Source organism: Klebsiella sp. CN_Kp100 (assembly GCF_040065315.1).
Classification (GTDB): domain Bacteria; phylum Pseudomonadota; class Gammaproteobacteria; order Enterobacterales; family Enterobacteriaceae; genus Klebsiella; species Klebsiella oxytoca.
On the sequence record NZ_JBEAIJ010000001.1, the window covers coordinates 384572 to 401462 of the forward strand.

The following is a 16891-nucleotide window of genomic DNA, read 5'->3' on the forward strand; positions in this document are numbered from 1 at the left end:
TGGTTTGGGCTGGATAATCATACAGAGATCCTGATTTTTCCCCGGAGGCGATGCTGCGCATCTGTCCGGGCTACAGGTCCGTGCGATCCGGGTTAGGGTAGCCCGGACAGGCGCATCGCGCCGCCTCCGGGAAAGCGCCTGAATCTCGTTAACAAATTCTCGGCAGCGGCTCGGCGTGAGGAAGATCCAGCGTGCGTTTGACGCCGTACAGACCGACAGAGCGCACGCCCGCGCGCGGCACAACGTCGCCGATTATCGCCGCATCGCGGCCTAATGGATGAGACCGTAAATGCGCAAGTACGCTTTCCGCCGCCTCGCGGGCAACGGCGATCAACAGCTTACCCTCGTTGGCGAAATTAAGCGCGTCCAGCCCCAGCAGCTCGCACACGCCGCGTACGGTATCGTTAACCGGCAGCTTTTGTTCATGCAGCTCTATTCCGCAGCCGCTGGCGGCGGCGAATTCATGGGCCACCGCGTTAACGCCGCCGCGGGTGGCATCGCGCAGGGCTTTCACGCCAGCTACGTCGCGCAGCGTCTGAATCAAGGGCGTCAGCACCGCGCAGTCGCTGGACAGCGCGCCGTCCAGCCCCATCTGTTCGCGCAGATTGAGGATCGTTGCCCCGTGATCGCCAAGCGTGCCGCTGACCAGCAGCACGTCTCCCGCGCTAATCTGCTGCGCTCCCCAGCGAATACCGGTGGGGATGACGCCGATCCCGGCGGTATTGATAAACAGCTTATCCGCCGCCCCGCGCGGCACCACTTTGGTATCGCCGGTCACAATGGCGATACCGGCTTCCCGCGCGGTCTGCGCCATGCTGCTCACCACCGCTTCGAGGGTGGCCATCTCCAGTCCCTCTTCGAGAATAAACCCGCAGGAGAGATAGCGCGGCAGCGCGCCGCTCACCGCCACATCGTTCGCCGTGCCGCAGACCGCCAGCTTGCCGATATTACCGCCGGGGAAAAACAGTGGATCGATAACGTAGCTGTCGGTGGAGAAGGCGAGCCTGTCGCCCTGCGCGCTAAGCTGAGCGAGATCGAGACGCGCCTGATCTTCCTGCTCCGCCAGCCAGGGGTTGGCGAAAGCCTGCATAAACAGGTCGCCGATCAGCTGCTGCATCGCCTGACCGCCGCTACCATGGGCTAACTGAACGCTTTTCATGCTTCGATTTCCTGACTGCGATATTGATACCAGGCGGCGCAGGCGCCTTCCGATGAGACCATCAGCGCGCCGAATGCGCTCTGCGGGTTGCAGGTATTGCCGAATAGCGGGCACTGGTGCGGTTTACAGCGGCCGGTCAGCACCTCGCCGCAGCGGGCGCGCGGGTCGTCGCAGACCCGCTGCGGCGCCGGGCGGAAATGCGCTTCTGCGTCGAAACGCTGATACGCGGCCGTCAGGTGCACGCCGGAGTCGTTAATCACCCCCAGACCGCGCCACTCGCTATCGCCGCTGAGGCAAAACACGTCGGCGATGGCCGACTGCGCCAGCGGGTTGCCCTCATCGGGCACCACCCGGCGATACTGGTTCTCCACTTCGCTGTGCTGCGCTATTGTCTGCTCAACCAGCATCATCGCGCCTTGCAGTAGATCAAGCGGTTCGAATCCGGCCACCACTAATGGACGGTGATAGTCGCTGGCGATAAACCCGTAAGCATCAGTGCCAATCACCATGCTGACGTGACCGGGGGCGAGAAAAGCGTCGATACCGTTATCCGGCTGGTCGAGCAGGCTGCGCAGGGTCGGCAGCAGGGTGATGTGCTGGCAGAAAAAGTAAAAGTTCCCGACGCCGCGCTCGCGGGCCTGACGCAGGGTCAGGGCGGTGGCGGGCATCGTCGTTTCAAAGCCGAGACCGAAGAATACCACTTCTCGATCGGGGTGCTGCTGCGCCAGCTTCAGGGCGTCCATCGGCGAATAGACGATGCGGACGTCGGCGCCGCGCGATTTTGCCTGCAGCAGCGAGCCGTTTTTTCCCGGCACGCGCATGGCGTCGCCAAAGGTGCAGAAAATCACCCCCGGACGGCTGGCGATATCGATACAGGCGTCGATACGCCCCATCGGCAGCACGCACACCGGGCAGCCGGGGCCGTGGATAAATTCAATATTTTCCGGCAGCAGCTGATCGAGGCCAAATTTAAAAATAGCGTGGGTATGGCCGCCGCACACTTCCATTATGCGCAGCGGACGTTCGGCGGTATGCGGCAGTAGGCGCGCGCGCAGCCGGAGATGTTCCACCAGCTGCATCACCTGTTCCGGAGCGCGGTATTCATCAACAAAACGCATTTACCGCTCCTCGCCGTACAGCAGCGCGCCGACGTCCGGCTCGACTTCAAACATATTTTGCAGCGCCTCGAGGGTGTCGCGGGCTTCGGCTTCGTTAATCACGCTCATGGCAAAACCCACGTGGACCAGCACCCACTGGCCGAGACGCGGCTGACCGCGATCGTCAACTGCGCCCACCAGGGTCAGGTCGACTTCGCGTTGAATGCCGCACACTTCGACCTTCGCCAGATTGCCGTCAATAGCGCAGATTTGTCCGGGTATGCCTATGCACATTGCTGCGCCTCCAGCCAGCGAAGCCACTGGTCCATGCCTTCGCCGCTGGTGGCGGAAAGCAGAATAATGTCAATATCCGGGTTCACCTCGCGGGCGCAGGCCAGACACTTCTCTACGTCAAAGTTGAGATACGGCAGCAGGTCGACCTTGTTAAGCAGCATCAGGCTGGCGGCGGCGAACATATGCGGATACTTCAGCGGTTTGTCTTCGCCTTCGGTTACCGACAGCACCGCCACTTTATGACGTTCGCCGAGGTCGAAACTTGCCGGACACACCAGGTTGCCGACGTTTTCGATAAACAGAATGCCGTGGTCCGCCAGCGGCAGGCGCGGCGCGGCGTCGGCGATCATCTGCGCGTCGAGATGGCAGCCTTTGCCGGTGTTGACCTGAATCGCCGGAGTGCCGGTGGCGCGGATGCGTGCGGCGTCGTTCACCGTTTGCTGATCGCCTTCAATGACCGCGCAGGCGGTTTTCTCTTTCAGCCGCAGCAGGGTTTCCGTCAGCAGGGTGGTTTTGCCGGAGCCGGGGCTGGAGACCAGGTTCAGCACCAGCTGGCTCCTGGCGGCGAAGCGCGCGCGGTTGCGGGCGGCCAGACGGTTGTTTTTATCCAGGACGTCGATTTCCACTTCCAGCATCCGCCGCTGGCTCTGGCCCGGCGCATGGGTACCCGCTTCGCCATGACCATAGTGCAGGTCGCCATTCTCCGAACGGGTGGGGGAAAAGTTATCGGTTTTCACGCCGGTAATGGTCATCATCTGGCGCGGGGCGGGCGCGAAGGGGGCGCTGCGAAACGCCGAATGCGGGTTATGCTCGTCGCCTTCTATATAAAGGTTGCCTTCACCGCAGCCGCAGGTTGTACACATAATCTTATTACTCCACTTCTAGTCGCTGAATCTGTAAGCCGTCATCCGCCACAATTTGCAGCCGGTCGCTCTGACACTGCGGGCAGCGGCGCACGTGCTGTGAGATGAGATGCACGTACTGCTGGCAGGATTCACACCAGCATTCAGCCTGTTGTTCGGCGATATGCAGCTCACAGCCTTCCGCCAGCGTGCCGCGGCACACCAGCTCAAAGCAGAAGGTCAGCGCGCTGGCTTCCACGCAGGAAAATGCCCCCACTTTCAGCCACACGCCGGTGACCCGACGCGCGCCGGCCTGCAGCGCCTGCTGTTCGATAATTTCCAGCGCCCGCTGGCTAAGGGTGATTTCGTGCATGGTGCCTCCGTATCGCGATGGCCCATTAATGCAATAACGATGCCAGGTCATAAGTAATGTCATAAAAATGTCGATGACACCGCTCAGACATCGTCATCGACATGTCTTTCTTATAGGATGAATTTATTAAAATCGTTAAAAATCAATTAATTAATTTTTGGCATGAAAAATGCTTAACCGGTGCATCTCATACAACGGGGGATCCGGGATGACTATTTGGGAATTAAGTGAAAAGGCGGACTACATCGCCGATCGTCACCGCCAGCATCAGGAGCAGTGGCATACCTACTGCAACTCGCTGGTACAGGGGATAACCCTGTCGAAAGCGCGTTTGCATCATGCGATGAGCTGCGCGCCGGATAAAGAGCTGTGCTTCGTATTGTTTGGCCATTTTCAGGTTTACGTGGCGCTGGCGGAGGGCTTTAACAGCCACACCATCGAGTATTACGTAGAGAGTAAAGACGGCGGCGACAGACGGCTGATTGCCCAGGCCACGCTGGGCTCAGACGGCACCATTGATGGCCGGATCAGCAACCGCGATCGCGAGCAGGTTCTGGAGCACTATCTGGCGACTATCGCCAGCGTTTATGACCGTCTCTACGAGGCTATCGAACAAGACCAGCCGGTGGATTTAAACCACCTGACGCTGGCCCGTTAATCGTCAGGTGTCGACAAGTGTCGAAGCTGACACCTGCGCAACCTGTTTTCGTCAAAAATGACTTTCACCTGAGGATGACCCGGTGAACCGTTTTGTAATTGCTGACTCCACCGTCTGTATCGGCTGTCGCACCTGCGAAGCCGCCTGCGCTGAGACTCACCGCCAGCAGGGCCTGCAAGCCATGCCCCGGCTACGGCTGATGCGCAATGAAAAAGAATCCGCGCCGCAGATGTGCCACCACTGTGAAGATGCGCCCTGCGCCGCCGTCTGCCCGGTTAACGCCATTAATCGCGTCGATGGCGCGGTGCAGCTCAATGAGAGCCTGTGCGTAAGCTGCAAGCTGTGCGGCATCGCCTGTCCGTTCGGCGCCATTGAGTTTTCCGGCAGCCGCCCGCTGGATATTCCGGCTAACGCCAATACGCCGATGGCTCCCGCCGCGCCGCCGGCCCCGGCGCGCGTCAGCTCGCTGCTCGACTGGGTGCCGGGCGTACGCGCTATCGCCGTCAAATGCGACCTGTGCCACTTCGATGAGGAAGGCCCGGCGTGCGTGCGCACCTGCCCGACCAAAGCGCTGCTGCTGGTGGATATCCGCGATATCGCCCAGGCCAGCAAGCGTAAGCGGCAGCTGACTTTTAATACCGACCTCGGCGATCTGTCGCTGTTCCAGGCGCAACAAGGGGACGTGAAATGAGTGTGATTTCCTTAGTGAATCAGGCGGTGGCCTGGTACGCCGCCAGCGCGGTGCTGGCGTTTTTGTTCGCTCTGCGCAAACCGCTGAGCGGGGCGATCGCCGGGATTGGCGGCGCGGTCGCCAGCGCGATGCTGGTGCTGGCGGGCGGAACGGCGCTGCTGATGCCGGATCGCGTCAGCTCCGGCATGCTGCAAATGCTGCACCTGCCCCTGCGCGTTGGCGGCGTCAATGCGCTGTGGCTGCTGGCAATCGGCCTGTCGGCGCTGCCGATTTCGCTGTTCAATATCGCCTGGCATCGTCATCCGCAGGTTAAAGCCAACGGTCTGCTGGTGAATCTCCTGCTGGCCGCCGCCGTCTGCGCCGTGGTGGTGACGAACTTCGGCGCGCTGGTGGTGATGGCGGAAATTATGGCCCTTTGCGCCGCGTTTCTTACCGGCTGCGCGCAGTCCGGCAAGCTGTGGTTTGCGCTGGGACGCCTCGGTACGCTGCTGATGGCGTGGAGCTGCTGGCTGGTCTGGTCGACCTACGGCACTCTTGAGCTGGGGCAGATTACCCGGCTGGCGGTGGCGGCGCCGCAAAACGCGCTACTGTGGCTGCCGGGCCTGATCGGCTTTGCGCTGCTGGCCGGGGTCATTCCGCTGCACGGCTGGGCGCCGCAGGCCCACGCTGGCGCCAGCGCTCCGGCTGCCGCGCTGTTTTCTACGGTAGTGATGAAGGTCGGTCTGTACGGCATCCTGACGGTCTCGCTGGCCGGCAGCGTTCCGCCGCTGTGGTGGGGCGTGATGCTGCTGGTGCTGGGGATGATCACCGCCTTCGTCGGCGGGCTGTACGCCCTGATGGAGCACAATATTCAGCGCCTGCTGGCGTACCACACCCTGGAAAACATCGGCATTATCCTGCTCGGCCTCGGGGCATTCGTCACCGGCGTGGCGACCCATAACCCAACCCTGATGGTGCTGGGCTTTATCGGCGGCATGTATCACCTGATCAACCATAGCCTGTTTAAAACTACTCTGTTCCTCGGCGCGGGAGCGGTGTGGTTCCGCACCGGCCATCGCGATATCGAAAAGCTTGGCGGGATCGGCAAGAAAATGCCGCTGATTTCCCTTTCGATGCTGGTGGGTCTGATGGCGATGGCCGCGCTGCCGCCGCTGAACGGCTTCGCCGGAGAGTGGGTTATCTATCAGTCCTTCTTTAAGTTGAGCACCGGCGACGCGTTTGTTGGCCGCCTGCTTGGGCCGCTGCTGGCGGTGGGCCTGGCGATCACCGGCGCGCTGGCGGTGATGTGTATGGCGAAAGTCTACGGCGTCACCTTCCTCGGCGCGCCGCGAAGCAAAGAGGCGGAAAACGCCACCTGCGCGCCGGGGCTGATGACCTTTAGCGTGGTGCTGGCCGCCGTCTGCTGCGTGATTGGCGGGGTTGCCGCGCCGTGGCTGCTGCCGCTGGTGAGCGGGGCGTTTCCGGTGCAGGCGGAGGTCTCCAGCGTGGTGTCTCAGCCGCTGATCGCCATTCTGCTGATTGCCTGCCCGCTGCTGCCGCTGCTGCTGATGATCTTCTTTAAGGGCGATCGCCTGCCGGCGCGCTCGCGCGGCGCGGCCTGGGTCTGCGGCTATGACCATGAAAAATCCATGGTGGTGACCGCCCACGGTTTCGCCATGCCGGTGAAAGAGGCTTTTGCGCCAATTCTCAAGCTGCGCCACTGGCTGAACCCGGTGCGCCTGGTACCCGGCTGGCAGAACGCTTCCGCGCCCGCGCTGTTTCGCGGCGTGGCGCTGGTGGAGCTGGCGGTACTGGTGGTGATTGTGATTTCCCGAGGAGCCTGAGAATGAGCGTATTAATTGCATTGTTGCAGGCGCTGGTGCTGTTCGCCGTCGCGCCGCTGTTGTCCGGGGTGACCCGCGTCGCCCGCGCGCGTCTGCATAATCGCCGCGGCCCGGGCGTACTGCAGGAGTACCGGGATATCCTGAAACTGCTGGGGCGCCAGAGCGTTGGCCCGGATGCCTCCGGCTGGGTCTTCCGCCTGACGCCGTACGTGATGGTCGGCGTGATGCTGACCATCGCTACCGCGCTGCCGGTGGTGACCGTTGATTCGCCGATGGCGGGGCTGGGCGACCTGATTACCCTGATCTACCTGTTCGCCATCGCCCGTTTCTTCTTCGCTATCTCCGGCCTCGATACCGGCAGCCCGTTTACCGCTATCGGGGCGAGCCGTGAAGCGATGCTCGGCGTGCTGGTGGAGCCTATCCTGCTGCTCGGCCTGTGGGTCGCGGCTCAGGTCGCCGGATCCACCCATATCAGCAGTATCACCGACACCATTTATCACTGGCCTGTCGCCCGCACTCTTCCGCTGATTCTGGCGCTGTGCGCCTGCGCCTTCGCCACCTTTATCGAAATGGGCAAGCTGCCGTTCGACCTGGCGGAAGCGGAGCAGGAGCTTCAGGAAGGCCCGCTCTCGGAATACAGCGGTAGCGGCTTCGGCGTGCTGAAGTGGGGCATCAGCCTCAAGCAGCTGGTGGTCCTGCAAATGTTCGTCGGCGTATTTATCCCGTGGGGACAGATGACCAGCTTTAGCGTCGGCGGTCTGCTGCTGGCGCTGGTAGTTGCCGTCGTCAAGCTGGTGCTTGGCGTGCTGGTGATTGCGCTGTTCGAAAACAGCATGGCGCGTCTGCGCTTTTGCGCCACCTCCCGCGTCACCTGGGCCGGGTTTGGTTTTGCCTTTTTAGCCTTCGTCTCCTTGCTGGTGGCGTGATTTAAGAGAGTTTGAGCATGTCTGAAGAAAAAATCGGTCAACACTATCTCGCCGCGCTGCATCAGGCCTTTCCGGGCGTGGTGCTGGATGAAGCCTGGCAGACCAAAGACCAGTTGACGGTCACGGTAAAGGTCAACTATCTGCCGGAAGTGGTCGAGTTCCTGTACTACAAGCAGGGCGGCTGGCTGTCTGTGCTGTTTGGCAACGACGAACGCAAGCTCAACGGCCACTACGCCGTCTACTACGTGCTGTCGATGGAGCAGGGCACGAAATGCTGGATCACCGTGCGCGTGGAAGTGGACGCCAATAAACCGGAATATCCGTCGGTGACGCCACGCGTGCCGGCGGCGGTGTGGGGCGAGCGCGAAGTGCGCGATATGTATGGTCTGGTGCCGGTGGGGCTGCCGGACGAGCGCCGGCTGGTGCTGCCGGACGACTGGCCGGATGAACTCTATCCGCTGCGAAAAGACAGCATGGACTACCGTCAACGCCCGGCGCCGACCACCGATGCCGAAACCTACGAGTTTATCAACGAGCTGGGCAGCAAGAAAAACAACGTGGTGCCGATTGGCCCGCTGCACGTCACCTCCGACGAACCGGGCCACTTCCGCCTGTTCGTTGACGGCGAGAATATTATCGACGCCGACTACCGCCTGTTCTACGTTCATCGCGGGATGGAAAAGCTGGCGGAAACCCGGATGGGCTACAACGAAGTCACCTTCCTGTCGGACCGCGTGTGCGGTATCTGCGGTTTCGCCCACAGCACCGCCTACACCACTTCGGTAGAGAACGCGATGGGCATCGTAGTGCCGGAGCGCGCGCAGATGATCCGCGCCATTCTGCTGGAGGTGGAGCGCCTGCACTCGCACCTGCTGAACCTCGGCCTCGCCTGCCACTTTACCGGCTTCGACTCCGGGTTTATGCAGTTCTTCCGCGTGCGCGAAACCTCGATGAAGATGGCGGAAATTCTTACCGGGGCGCGTAAAACCTACGGTCTGAACCTGATTGGCGGCATTCGTCGCGATCTGCTGAAAGAGGACATGATCCAGACCCGCCAGCTGGCGCAGCAGATGCGTCGCGACGTGCAGGAGCTGGTGGATATGCTGCTCAGCACGCCGAATATGGAGCAGCGTACCGTGGGCATTGGTCGTCTCGACCCGCAAATCGCCCGCGACTTCAGCAACGTTGGCCCGATGGTGCGCGCCAGCGGGCACGCCCGCGATACCCGCGCCGATCACCCGTTTGTCGGCTACGGCCTGCTGCCGATGGAAGTGCACAGCGAACAGGGATGCGACGTCATCTCGCGTCTGAAGGTGCGCATCAACGAGGTCTACACCGCGTTGAACATGATCGACTTTGGCCTCGATAACCTGCCGGGCGGCCCGCTGATGGTGGAGGGCTTCACCTATATTCCGCACCGCTTCGCGCTCGGCTTCTCAGAAGCGCCGCGCGGGGATGATATCCACTGGAGTATGACCGGCGATAACCAGAAGCTGTACCGCTGGCGCTGCCGGGCGGCGACCTACGCCAACTGGCCGACTCTGCGCTATATGCTGCGCGGCAATACCGTCTCCGACGCGCCGCTGATCATCGGCAGCCTTGACCCGTGCTACTCCTGTACCGATCGCATGACGGTGGTCGACGTGCGCAAGAAGAAAAGCAAAGTGGTGCCGTACAAAGAGCTGGAGCGCTACAGCATCGAGCGTAAGAACTCGCCGCTGAAATAAGGAATCGCCATGTTTACCTTTATTAAAAAAGTCATCAAAACCGGCACCGCGACGCACTCATACCCGCTGGAGCCGATGCCGGTGGATAAAAATTTCCGCGGCAAACCGGAGCATAATCCGCAGCAGTGTATCGGCTGCGCCGCCTGCGTTAACGCCTGTCCGTCGAACGCCCTGACGGTAGAAACCGATCTCGCCACCAACCAGCTGGCGTGGCAGTTCAACCTCGGGCGCTGCATTTTCTGCGGACGCTGCGAAGAGGTCTGCCCGACGGCGGCGATTAAGCTCTCTCAGGAGTACGAGCTGGCGGTATGGAAGAAAGAGGATTTTCTCCAGCAATCGCGTTTTGCCATTTGCCACTGCCGGGTGTGTGAACGCCCATTCGCCGTACAGAAAGAGATCGACTATGCCATCGCGCTGCTCAAACACAACGGCGATAGCCGCGCCGAGCTGCATCGCGAAAGCTTCGAGACCTGCCCGGAGTGTAAACGCCAGAAGTGCCTGGTGCCGTCCGACCGTATTGAACTGACTCGCCATATGAGAGAGGCCAGCTGATGAGCAACTTATTAGGCCCGCGCGATGACAACGGCATTCCGGTGCCGATGACGGTGGATGAGTCCATCGCCAGCATGAAGGCATCGCTGCTGAAGAAAATTAAGCGTTCCGCCTACGTTTATCGGGTGGACTGCGGCGGCTGCAACGGCTGCGAGATCGAGATTTTCGCCACCCTGTCGCCGCTGTTTGACGCCGAGCGCTTTGGGATCAAAGTGGTGCCGTCGCCGCGTCACGCCGATATTCTGCTGTTTACCGGGGCGGTGACCCGGGCGATGCGTTCTCCCGCACTGCGCGCGTGGCAGTCCGCGCCGGATCCGAAAATCTGCATCTCCTATGGCGCCTGCGGCAACAGCGGCGGCATCTTCCACGACCTTTATTGCGTGTGGGGCGGAACCGATAAAATCGTGCCGGTGGATGTCTATATTCCCGGCTGCCCGCCGACCCCGGCCGCGACGCTGTACGGCTTCGCGATGGCGCTGGGCCTGCTGGAACAGAAAATCCACGCCCGCGTGCCGGGCGAGCAGGACGAGCAGTCGACCGAGCTCCTGCACCCGGATATGGTACAGCCGCTGCGGGTGCGCATCGATCGCGAAGCGCGCCGGCTGGCGGGCTATCGCTACGGCCGGCAGATTGCCGATGACTATATGCGCCTGCTGGGGCAGGGCGATAGCCAGGTGATGCGCTGGCTGGAGGCGGAAAAAGATCCGCGTCTGACCGAGATCGTCACCCATCTGAACCAGGTCGTAGAAGGAGCGCGTATCCGATGAGCGAGACGGTGGTGTTCAGTCAGCTGAGCCGTAAATTTATTGATGAGAACGACGCGACACCTGACCAGGCGCAGCAGGTGGTCTATTACAGCCTGGCGATTGGCCACCACCTCGGCGTCATCGACTGCCTCGAGGCGGCGCTGAGCTGCCCGTGGCAGGCGTATCTGGCGTGGATTGCGACCCTCGAAGAGGGCAGCACCGCGCGGCGTAAAATGGAAGGCGTGCCGAAGTACGGCGAGATTGTTATCGACAGCAATCATGTGACGATGCTGGCTAACGCTTTTGATAAAGCGCTGGCGCGACAGACCCCCGAGCAGCAGGCGTGGAGCAAAACGCTGCTCAGCATGCTGCATGATATTCACCAGGAAAGCGCCATCTATCTGATGGTGAGGAGACTCCGTGACTGACGTTTTACTCTGTGTCGGCAATAGCATGATGGGCGACGACGGCGCAGGCCCGCTGCTGGCGGAGATGTGCGCGGCTAATCCCGTCGGTGATTGGGTGGTGATTGACGGCGGCAGCGCGCCGGAAAACGATATCGTCGCCATTCGCGAGCTGCGCCCCGAGCGCCTGCTGATCGTCGATGCCACCGATATGGGTCTGAACCCCGGCGAGATCCGCATCGTCGATCCGGACGATATCGCCGAGATGTTTATGATGACTACCCACAATATGCCGCTCAACTATCTGATCGATCAGCTAAAAGAGGATATCGGCGAGGTGATTTTTTTGGGTATTCAGCCGGATATCGTCGGCTTTTATTACCCGATGACCCAGCCGATTAAGGACGCGGTCGAAGCGGTGTACGCGCGGCTTGATGGGTGGCAGGGGCAGGGGGGTTTTGCGGCACTTGAAGCCGCAGAGGAGCCGGCGTTCCCCGGCTAAGCGCAGCGCAAGCCTGGAGTTCGATCAGGGGGAGCAGGTTTACTTTTTTCCCCGGGTCGCGGCGTAAACGCCTTACCCGGGCTACGACGACTTTTGTCACCCTGGCGTTTGCCATTCCCGGAGGCGATGCTGGGCATCTCTCCGGGCTACCGGCCCGCGGGCGTTGATGAATCTGTAGCCCGGCTAAGCGCAGCGCGAGCCGGGAAAATTTCCGTGTTGCAGGTGTTTGTCAGGCTGAGTATCCCTCAGCCTGCGGGGCGCACTACGCCAAATCTTCCCCGTTGCTGGCAATCACCTTCTTATACCACCAGAACGACTTTTTGCGCTTTCGCGCCAGCGTACCGCAGCCGGCATCGTCGCGGTCAACGTAGACAAAGCCGTAGCGCTTGCTCATCTCACCGGTGGAGGCGGATACCAGGTCGATACAGCCCCAGCTGGTGTAGCCTATCACCGGAATGCCGTCCTCGATGGCGTCACCCATCGCTTTAATATGCTCGCGCAGATAGCTGATGCGATAGTCGTCGTTAATCTCGCCGTTAGCCTCCACCTCATCGCGCGCGCCGAGGCCATTTTCCACAAGGAACAGCGGTTTCTGGTAGCGGTCATACATCATATTCATGGTGATGCGCAGGCCGAGCGGGTCGATGCCCCAGCCCCATTCGCTGGCCTTGATGTGCGGGTTTTTCAGTGATTTAACGATATTGGCGGCGCTGGTGTTGCCGGCATTCATCTCCGCCGATGCGCAGCGCGAAGCGTAGTAGCTGAAGGAGACGAAATCGACGGTATGGCGCAGGATCTCATCATCGCCGGACTCTTTGGCGATAGTCACGCCTTTCTCGCGGAATACCCGCGCCGCCCACACCGGATACGCGCCGCGCGCCTGGACATCGATAAAGAACAAGTTTTCGCGATCTTTTTCCAGCGCCATCCACACGTCTTCCGGTTTACAGGAGTAAGGGTAGAAATTGCCGCCCGCCAGCATACAGCCGACCTGATTTTGCGGATTCACCTCGTGGGCGATTTTGGTCGCTAAGGCGCTGGCGACCAGTTCATGATGGGCGGCCTGGTATTTCACCTGCTCCTGATTTTCCCCCTCTTCAAACACCAGACCGGCGCCGGAGAACGGGCTATGCAGCATAATGTTGATTTCATTGAAGGTAAGCCAGTATTTCACCAAACCATCAAAAGCTTCAAAACAGGTACGGGCGTAGCGGGTGAAGAACTCCACCATTTTTCGATTGCGCCAGGAGCCGTATTCGGTAACCAGGTGCATCGGCACGTCGAAATGGCACAGCGTCACCAGCGGCTTGATGCGGTGCTTTTTGCACTCCTCGAACAGCGAGCGATAAAAGGCGATCCCTTCCGGGTTCGGTTCCAGCTCATCGCCCTCAGGAAAGAGGCGGCTCCAGGCGATAGAGGTGCGGAAGACGCTAAAGCCCATCTCCGCCATCAGGGCGATATCTTCTTTATAACGATGATAAAAATCGATCGCCTCGTGGCTCGGGTAGAACTCATCTTCGCGTAGCGCGAAGCGTTTCTCCTGCCCCAGCTTGACCGCGAGGCGGTGAGCCCCGTGAGGAATCATATCGACGGTGGTCAGCCCTTTGCCGCCCTCCAGATATGCCCCTTCGGACTGGTTGGCGGCCAGCGCGCCGCCCCATAAAAATCCCTGTGGAAAAGTCGCCATGCGTTACCTCGTTAACAAAATGGTGTTCAGGCGTGAGAAGCCTGGGTGCCGGCCTGACGCTGTCTGGCGTCGGCGGCGGCTTCTTCTTGCGGAATATCTTCAAAGCCGAGCATCAGCGTCAGGACAAACGACAGCACCACCGCCAGCGCCATGACGCCAAAGACCCAGACGATGGTCATCGGATTGGCCGGGTCGAAAAACTGGACGCTGGTGAACAGGCCCGGCGCCGCCATCGAGTGGCTGGCGAGCCCGGCAATGCCGGCCACCGCGCCGCAGATAAAGCCGCTAATCAGGCTGGCGATCAGCGGTCGCTTCAGCCGCACCGCCACGCCGTACAGCGCCGGTTCGGAAATCCCCGCCAGAATTGCAGAAGCCGCGGCCGCCAGCGCCGTCTGGCGCAGCTCCGGGTTTTTGGTTTTCCACGCCACCGCCAGCGACGAGCCGCCCAGCGACAGATTAGCGCCGATTTCCGACGGCATCACCATGCCCTCTTTGCCGGTTTCGGCGATGGTCTGAATGATCGTTGGGGTAAAGACCCGGTGCATCCCGGTCATTACCAGCAGCGGCCACAGGGCGCCCATGATCGCCACCGACAGCCAGCCGAGATAGCTGTGGATCGTATAGACCAGCGCGGAAATGGCGCTACCGATCCAGATGCCGAGCGGGCCGATCAGCAGAATCGACAGCGGAGCGGCGATCAATACGATCAGCATCGGTTTAAGGAAGTTTTTTGTCACCGCCGGGGTGATACGGTCGACCCAGCGTTCGATATAAGAGAGGCACCAGGTCATCACCAGCGCCGGGATCACGGTATAGGTGTATTTCACCGCCGTCACCGGAATAAAGGCAAACTCCACGTGCTCGCCCTGGGCGGCTTTGGCCATCAGTTCGATAAAGCTCGGGTGCACCAGCACCCCTGCAATGGCAATCGCCAGCGACATATTGGTTTTGAACTTCACCGCTGCGGAAGCGGCGACCATCAGCGGCAGGAAGAAGAACGCGCCGTCGCCGATCACCGTCAGAATAGTCAGCGTTGGCGCGCCTTTGGGCAGAGCGCCGGTCATCTCGAGGATCATTGCCAGCAGCTTAACCATCGATCCACCGATAATCGCCGGGATCAGCGGCGACATGGTGCCGATCAGCGCGTCGAGGATCCCGGCGCCGATGCGTTTCAGGGTAATAGGCGGTTTCCCCTGCGGTTCGGCCGGGCGCAGATCCCCCGGCAGCAGCGCGACCACTTCGCGATACGCCTGGGAGACGGTATTGCCCACGATCACCTGGCACTGGTTATCACTACGCACCACGCCGAGCACGCCTTTCAGCCCTTTGAGGGTGGCGCTGTCGACCCGCTCGTTGTCTTTGACCACGAAACGCAGGCGGGTCATGCAGTGGGTGACGGCGGCAACGTTATCTGCGCCACCGATTGCCGCGATAATCTGCTGCGCCAGAGCTGCATAATTTTTAGACATCGGATTTTATCCTGTTTATCAATGGGGTACTGGCTTGTCACCGCGCCGGAAAGCGGTGCGGCATCATGCATACATAGGAAACCGGTTCCACAAAATCATGATTAGTTTCATGAATGCATACAAGAAATAAAAAAATAAGATCTCGATTTTGTGATTTTGATCGCTTTGTGCGCATCCGCGCGGGCGACGCGCAAATGCTGAAAAAGCGCAGCGTGTGCAGTACACTGCGGGCAACATTGGCAACAGGAATAACCACATGGCAACGATGCTGGAGGTAGCGAAGCGCGCGGGGGTGTCAAAGGCCACCGTTTCGCGGGTGCTGTCGGGGAACGGCTATGTCAGCCAGGAGACCAAAGATCGCGTCTTCCAGGCGGTGGCCGAAAGCGGCTACCGGCCGAATCTGCTGGCGCGCAACCTGGCGACGAAAAAGACGCAGACCCTCGGGCTGGTGGTGACCAACACCCTTTATCACGGCGTCTATTTCAGCGAACTGCTCTACCACGTCGCGCGGATGACCGAAGACAAAGGGCGGCAGCTGATCCTCGCCGACGGTAAGCACAGCGCGGAGGAGGAGCGCGAGGCGATTGAGTATCTGCTCGATCTGCGCTGCGATGCGATAATTATCTATCCGCGCTTTCTCAGCGTTGATGAGATGGATGAGATTATCGAAAATCATGAGCGGCCCATCATGGTGCTCAACCGGCGCCTGCGCCGCAACGCCAGCCACTGCGTCTGGTCCGATCAAAAAGCTTCGGCGATGATGGCGGTGGAAAAGCTTATCGCGCTGGGCCATCGGGAAATCGCGTTTATTACCGGTTCGCTGGATTCGCCAACCGGCGTTGAGCGTCTCTCGGGCTATAAAGACGCGCTGGCCCGCCACGGCATTGCCCTGAATAACGATCTGATCGTCGAAGGCCGCTGGACGCCGGAAACCGGCGCGGCGGGGGTCGAAACGCTGCGCCAGCGCCGCGTCGGCTACAGCGCGCTGGTGGCGAGCAACGACGATATGGCGGTTGGCGCGATGAAACAGCTGCATCAGATCGGCGTCAAGATCCCGGAGCAGGTCTCGGTCGTGGGGTTTGACGATATCGCGCTGGCGCCGTATATGGTTCCGGCGCTCTCCAGCGTCAAAGTTCCGGTGACGGAGATGATCAAAGAGAGCATCAACCGGCTGATCTTTATGCTCGACGGCGGCGATTTTAAATTTCAGCAACTCTTCCCCGGCGAGCTGATTGAACGCGACTCGGTGGTCCCCGGCCCGCATGCCTGACGTCGTCAGCTGTCATCGTCACAACTGACGATGACAGTATCTTCCGTATTTATCTTGTTTAATATCAATTGGATAAAAGTTGGAACGTATTATGCATGCTCCGGCGCGTAACCTTTTTACTGCTGGAGAAATGGATGAACCGTTTCATTATCGCCGACGCAAGCAAATGCATCGGCTGCCGCACCTGTGAAGTGGCCTGCGTGGTCTCTCATCAGGAAAATCAGGACTGCGCCGCGCTGACGCCAAAAAGCTTTTTACCGCGTATTCACGTGATCAAAGGCGTTAACGTGTCGACGGCCACCGCCTGTCGTCAATGCGAAGACGCGCCGTGCGCCAACGTCTGTCCGAACGGCGCGATCAGCCGCGACCAGGGCTTCGTCCACGTGATGCAGGAGCGCTGTATTGGCTGCAAAACCTGCGTGGTGGCCTGTCCGTACGGCGCCATGGAAGTGGTGGTGCGCCCGGTTATCCGCCACAGCGGCGCGGGGCTGAACGTGATGGCGGAAAAAGCCGAAGCCAACAAATGCGACCTTTGCCACCACCGTGAGGAAGGCCCGGCCTGTATGGATGCCTGTCCGACCCACGCGCTGATTTGCGTCGACCGCAACAAGCTCGAACAGATGAATATCGAAAAACGCCGCCGCACCGCGCTGGCCTGGTAAGCCGGTCGC

At 60.6% G+C, this 16891-nt stretch carries 18 protein-coding genes; 11 read left to right on the forward strand and 7 right to left on the reverse strand.

The window, feature by feature from the left end; genetic code table 11:
- Positions 1-148 precede the first annotated feature (148 nt).
- The 5 genes from hypE to hypA are packed head-to-tail and all read right to left on the reverse strand — an operon-like array spanning position 149 to position 3765.
- Positions 149-1159: a hydrogenase expression/formation protein HypE gene (gene hypE, locus ABLV12_RS01830; RefSeq protein ID WP_016809470.1), complete on the reverse strand. Its 1011-nt coding sequence runs from the start codon at positions 1157-1159 to the stop codon at positions 149-151.
- Positions 1156-2277 carry a hydrogenase formation protein HypD gene (gene hypD, locus ABLV12_RS01835; RefSeq protein WP_004114762.1) on the reverse strand — a complete coding sequence of 374 codons (1122 nt, stop codon included), beginning with the start codon at positions 2275-2277 and terminating at the stop codon, positions 1156-1158. Before hypD ends, hypE begins: the two co-directional genes overlap by 4 nt.
- Complete coding sequence (locus tag ABLV12_RS01840) at positions 2278-2550, reverse strand: HypC/HybG/HupF family hydrogenase formation chaperone (protein WP_004104861.1); 273 nt, start codon at positions 2548-2550, stop codon at positions 2278-2280.
- Positions 2541-3413: a hydrogenase nickel incorporation protein HypB gene (hypB, locus tag ABLV12_RS01845; RefSeq protein ID WP_064343701.1), complete on the reverse strand. Its 873-nt coding sequence runs from the start codon at positions 3411-3413 to the stop codon at positions 2541-2543. The genes ABLV12_RS01840 and hypB overlap by 10 nt, the downstream gene beginning before the upstream one ends.
- A gap of 7 nt (positions 3414-3420) precedes the next feature.
- On the reverse strand, positions 3421-3765 hold the full coding sequence (gene hypA, locus ABLV12_RS01850) for a hydrogenase maturation nickel metallochaperone HypA (protein WP_004114752.1): 345 nt from the start codon (positions 3763-3765) through the stop codon (positions 3421-3423).
- A gap of 208 nt (positions 3766-3973) precedes the next feature.
- Here hypA and hycA point away from each other — a divergent pair, with 208 nt between their 5' ends.
- The 9 genes from hycA to hycI all read left to right on the forward strand — a co-directional run bounded on the left by hycA (position 3974) and on the right by hycI (position 11794).
- Positions 3974-4423: a formate hydrogenlyase regulator HycA gene (hycA, locus tag ABLV12_RS01855; RefSeq protein WP_004104858.1), complete on the forward strand. Its 450-nt coding sequence runs from the start codon at positions 3974-3976 to the stop codon at positions 4421-4423.
- A gap of 82 nt (positions 4424-4505) precedes the next feature.
- Positions 4506-5114 carry a 4Fe-4S dicluster domain-containing protein gene (locus ABLV12_RS01860; protein ID WP_023321498.1) on the forward strand — a complete coding sequence of 203 codons (609 nt, stop codon included), beginning with the start codon at positions 4506-4508 and terminating at the stop codon, positions 5112-5114.
- A complete protein-coding gene (gene hycC, locus ABLV12_RS01865; RefSeq protein WP_064397924.1) occupies positions 5111-6937 on the forward strand; it encodes a formate hydrogenlyase subunit 3 in 1827 nt (608 codons plus the stop codon). Before ABLV12_RS01860 ends, hycC begins: the two co-directional genes overlap by 4 nt.
- 2 nt (positions 6938-6939) lie before the next feature.
- A complete protein-coding gene (locus ABLV12_RS01870; protein WP_004104852.1) occupies positions 6940-7863 on the forward strand; it encodes a respiratory chain complex I subunit 1 family protein in 924 nt (307 codons plus the stop codon).
- Positions 7864-7880: 17 nt separating this feature from the next.
- On the forward strand, positions 7881-9590 hold the full coding sequence (hycE, locus tag ABLV12_RS01875; protein ID WP_014839316.1) for a formate hydrogenlyase subunit HycE: 1710 nt from the start codon (positions 7881-7883) through the stop codon (positions 9588-9590).
- Between the two features lie 9 nt (positions 9591-9599).
- Complete coding sequence (locus tag ABLV12_RS01880) at positions 9600-10142, forward strand: formate hydrogenlyase complex iron-sulfur subunit (protein ID WP_004104848.1); 543 nt, start codon at positions 9600-9602, stop codon at positions 10140-10142.
- Positions 10142-10909 carry an NADH-quinone oxidoreductase subunit B family protein gene (locus ABLV12_RS01885; protein WP_053064378.1) on the forward strand — a complete coding sequence of 256 codons (768 nt, stop codon included), beginning with the start codon at positions 10142-10144 and terminating at the stop codon, positions 10907-10909. Before ABLV12_RS01880 ends, ABLV12_RS01885 begins: the two co-directional genes overlap by 1 nt.
- Positions 10906-11316, forward strand: coding sequence for a formate hydrogenlyase maturation HycH family protein (locus tag ABLV12_RS01890; protein ID WP_049095217.1), 411 nt, complete (start codon positions 10906-10908; stop codon positions 11314-11316). The genes ABLV12_RS01885 and ABLV12_RS01890 overlap by 4 nt, the downstream gene beginning before the upstream one ends.
- Positions 11309-11794: a hydrogenase maturation peptidase HycI gene (gene hycI, locus ABLV12_RS01895; RefSeq protein ID WP_004104842.1), complete on the forward strand. Its 486-nt coding sequence runs from the start codon at positions 11309-11311 to the stop codon at positions 11792-11794. Before ABLV12_RS01890 ends, hycI begins: the two co-directional genes overlap by 8 nt.
- Before the next feature lie 262 nt (positions 11795-12056).
- Here hycI and ABLV12_RS01900 read toward each other — a convergent pair whose 3' ends face one another.
- Together ABLV12_RS01900 and ascF are read right to left on the reverse strand one after the other, a co-directional pair.
- Positions 12057-13481 (reverse strand): 6-phospho-beta-glucosidase, encoded by a 1425-nt coding sequence (locus ABLV12_RS01900; RefSeq protein ID WP_348866742.1) that lies wholly within the window; start codon positions 13479-13481, stop codon positions 12057-12059.
- Positions 13482-13507: 26 nt separating this feature from the next.
- On the reverse strand, positions 13508-14950 hold the full coding sequence (gene ascF / locus ABLV12_RS01905; RefSeq protein ID WP_004104835.1) for a PTS cellobiose/arbutin/salicin transporter subunit IIBC: 1443 nt from the start codon (positions 14948-14950) through the stop codon (positions 13508-13510).
- 256 nt (positions 14951-15206) lie between these two features.
- Between ascF and ABLV12_RS01910 the strand changes: the two genes are divergently transcribed.
- Positions 15207-16220 (forward strand): LacI family DNA-binding transcriptional regulator, encoded by a 1014-nt coding sequence (locus ABLV12_RS01910; RefSeq protein ID WP_105890653.1) that lies wholly within the window; start codon positions 15207-15209, stop codon positions 16218-16220.
- 134 nt (positions 16221-16354) lie between these two features.
- Positions 16355-16882, forward strand: a complete 528-nt coding sequence (gene hydN / locus ABLV12_RS01915) for an electron transport protein HydN (RefSeq protein ID WP_004104833.1) — start codon at positions 16355-16357, stop codon at positions 16880-16882.
- Positions 16883-16891 lie beyond the last annotated feature (9 nt).

Coding starts and splice junctions, on each gene's coding strand:
- hypE (WP_016809470.1), bottom strand. CDS start 1,159: ATGAAAAGCGTTCAGTTAGCCCATGGTAGCGGCGGTCAGGCGATGCAG.
- hypD (WP_004114762.1), bottom strand. CDS start 2,277: ATGCGTTTTGTTGATGAATACCGCGCTCCGGAACAGGTGATGCAGCTG.
- ABLV12_RS01840 (WP_004104861.1), bottom strand. CDS start 2,550: ATGTGCATAGGCATACCCGGACAAATCTGCGCTATTGACGGCAATCTG.
- hypB (WP_064343701.1), bottom strand. CDS start 3,413: ATGTGTACAACCTGCGGCTGCGGTGAAGGCAACCTTTATATAGAAGGC.
- hypA (WP_004114752.1), bottom strand. CDS start 3,765: ATGCACGAAATCACCCTTAGCCAGCGGGCGCTGGAAATTATCGAACAG.
- hycA (WP_004104858.1), top strand. CDS start 3,974: ATGACTATTTGGGAATTAAGTGAAAAGGCGGACTACATCGCCGATCGT.
- hycC (WP_064397924.1), top strand. CDS start 5,111: ATGAGTGTGATTTCCTTAGTGAATCAGGCGGTGGCCTGGTACGCCGCC.
- ABLV12_RS01870 (WP_004104852.1), top strand. CDS start 6,940: ATGAGCGTATTAATTGCATTGTTGCAGGCGCTGGTGCTGTTCGCCGTC.
- hycE (WP_014839316.1), top strand. CDS start 7,881: ATGTCTGAAGAAAAAATCGGTCAACACTATCTCGCCGCGCTGCATCAG.
- ABLV12_RS01880 (WP_004104848.1), top strand. CDS start 9,600: ATGTTTACCTTTATTAAAAAAGTCATCAAAACCGGCACCGCGACGCAC.
- ABLV12_RS01885 (WP_053064378.1), top strand. CDS start 10,142: ATGAGCAACTTATTAGGCCCGCGCGATGACAACGGCATTCCGGTGCCG.
- ABLV12_RS01890 (WP_049095217.1), top strand. CDS start 10,906: ATGAGCGAGACGGTGGTGTTCAGTCAGCTGAGCCGTAAATTTATTGAT.
- ABLV12_RS01900 (WP_348866742.1), bottom strand. CDS start 13,481: ATGGCGACTTTTCCACAGGGATTTTTATGGGGCGGCGCGCTGGCCGCC.
- ascF (WP_004104835.1), bottom strand. CDS start 14,950: ATGTCTAAAAATTATGCAGCTCTGGCGCAGCAGATTATCGCGGCAATC.
- ABLV12_RS01910 (WP_105890653.1), top strand. CDS start 15,207: ATGGCAACGATGCTGGAGGTAGCGAAGCGCGCGGGGGTGTCAAAGGCC.
- hydN (WP_004104833.1), top strand. CDS start 16,355: ATGAACCGTTTCATTATCGCCGACGCAAGCAAATGCATCGGCTGCCGC.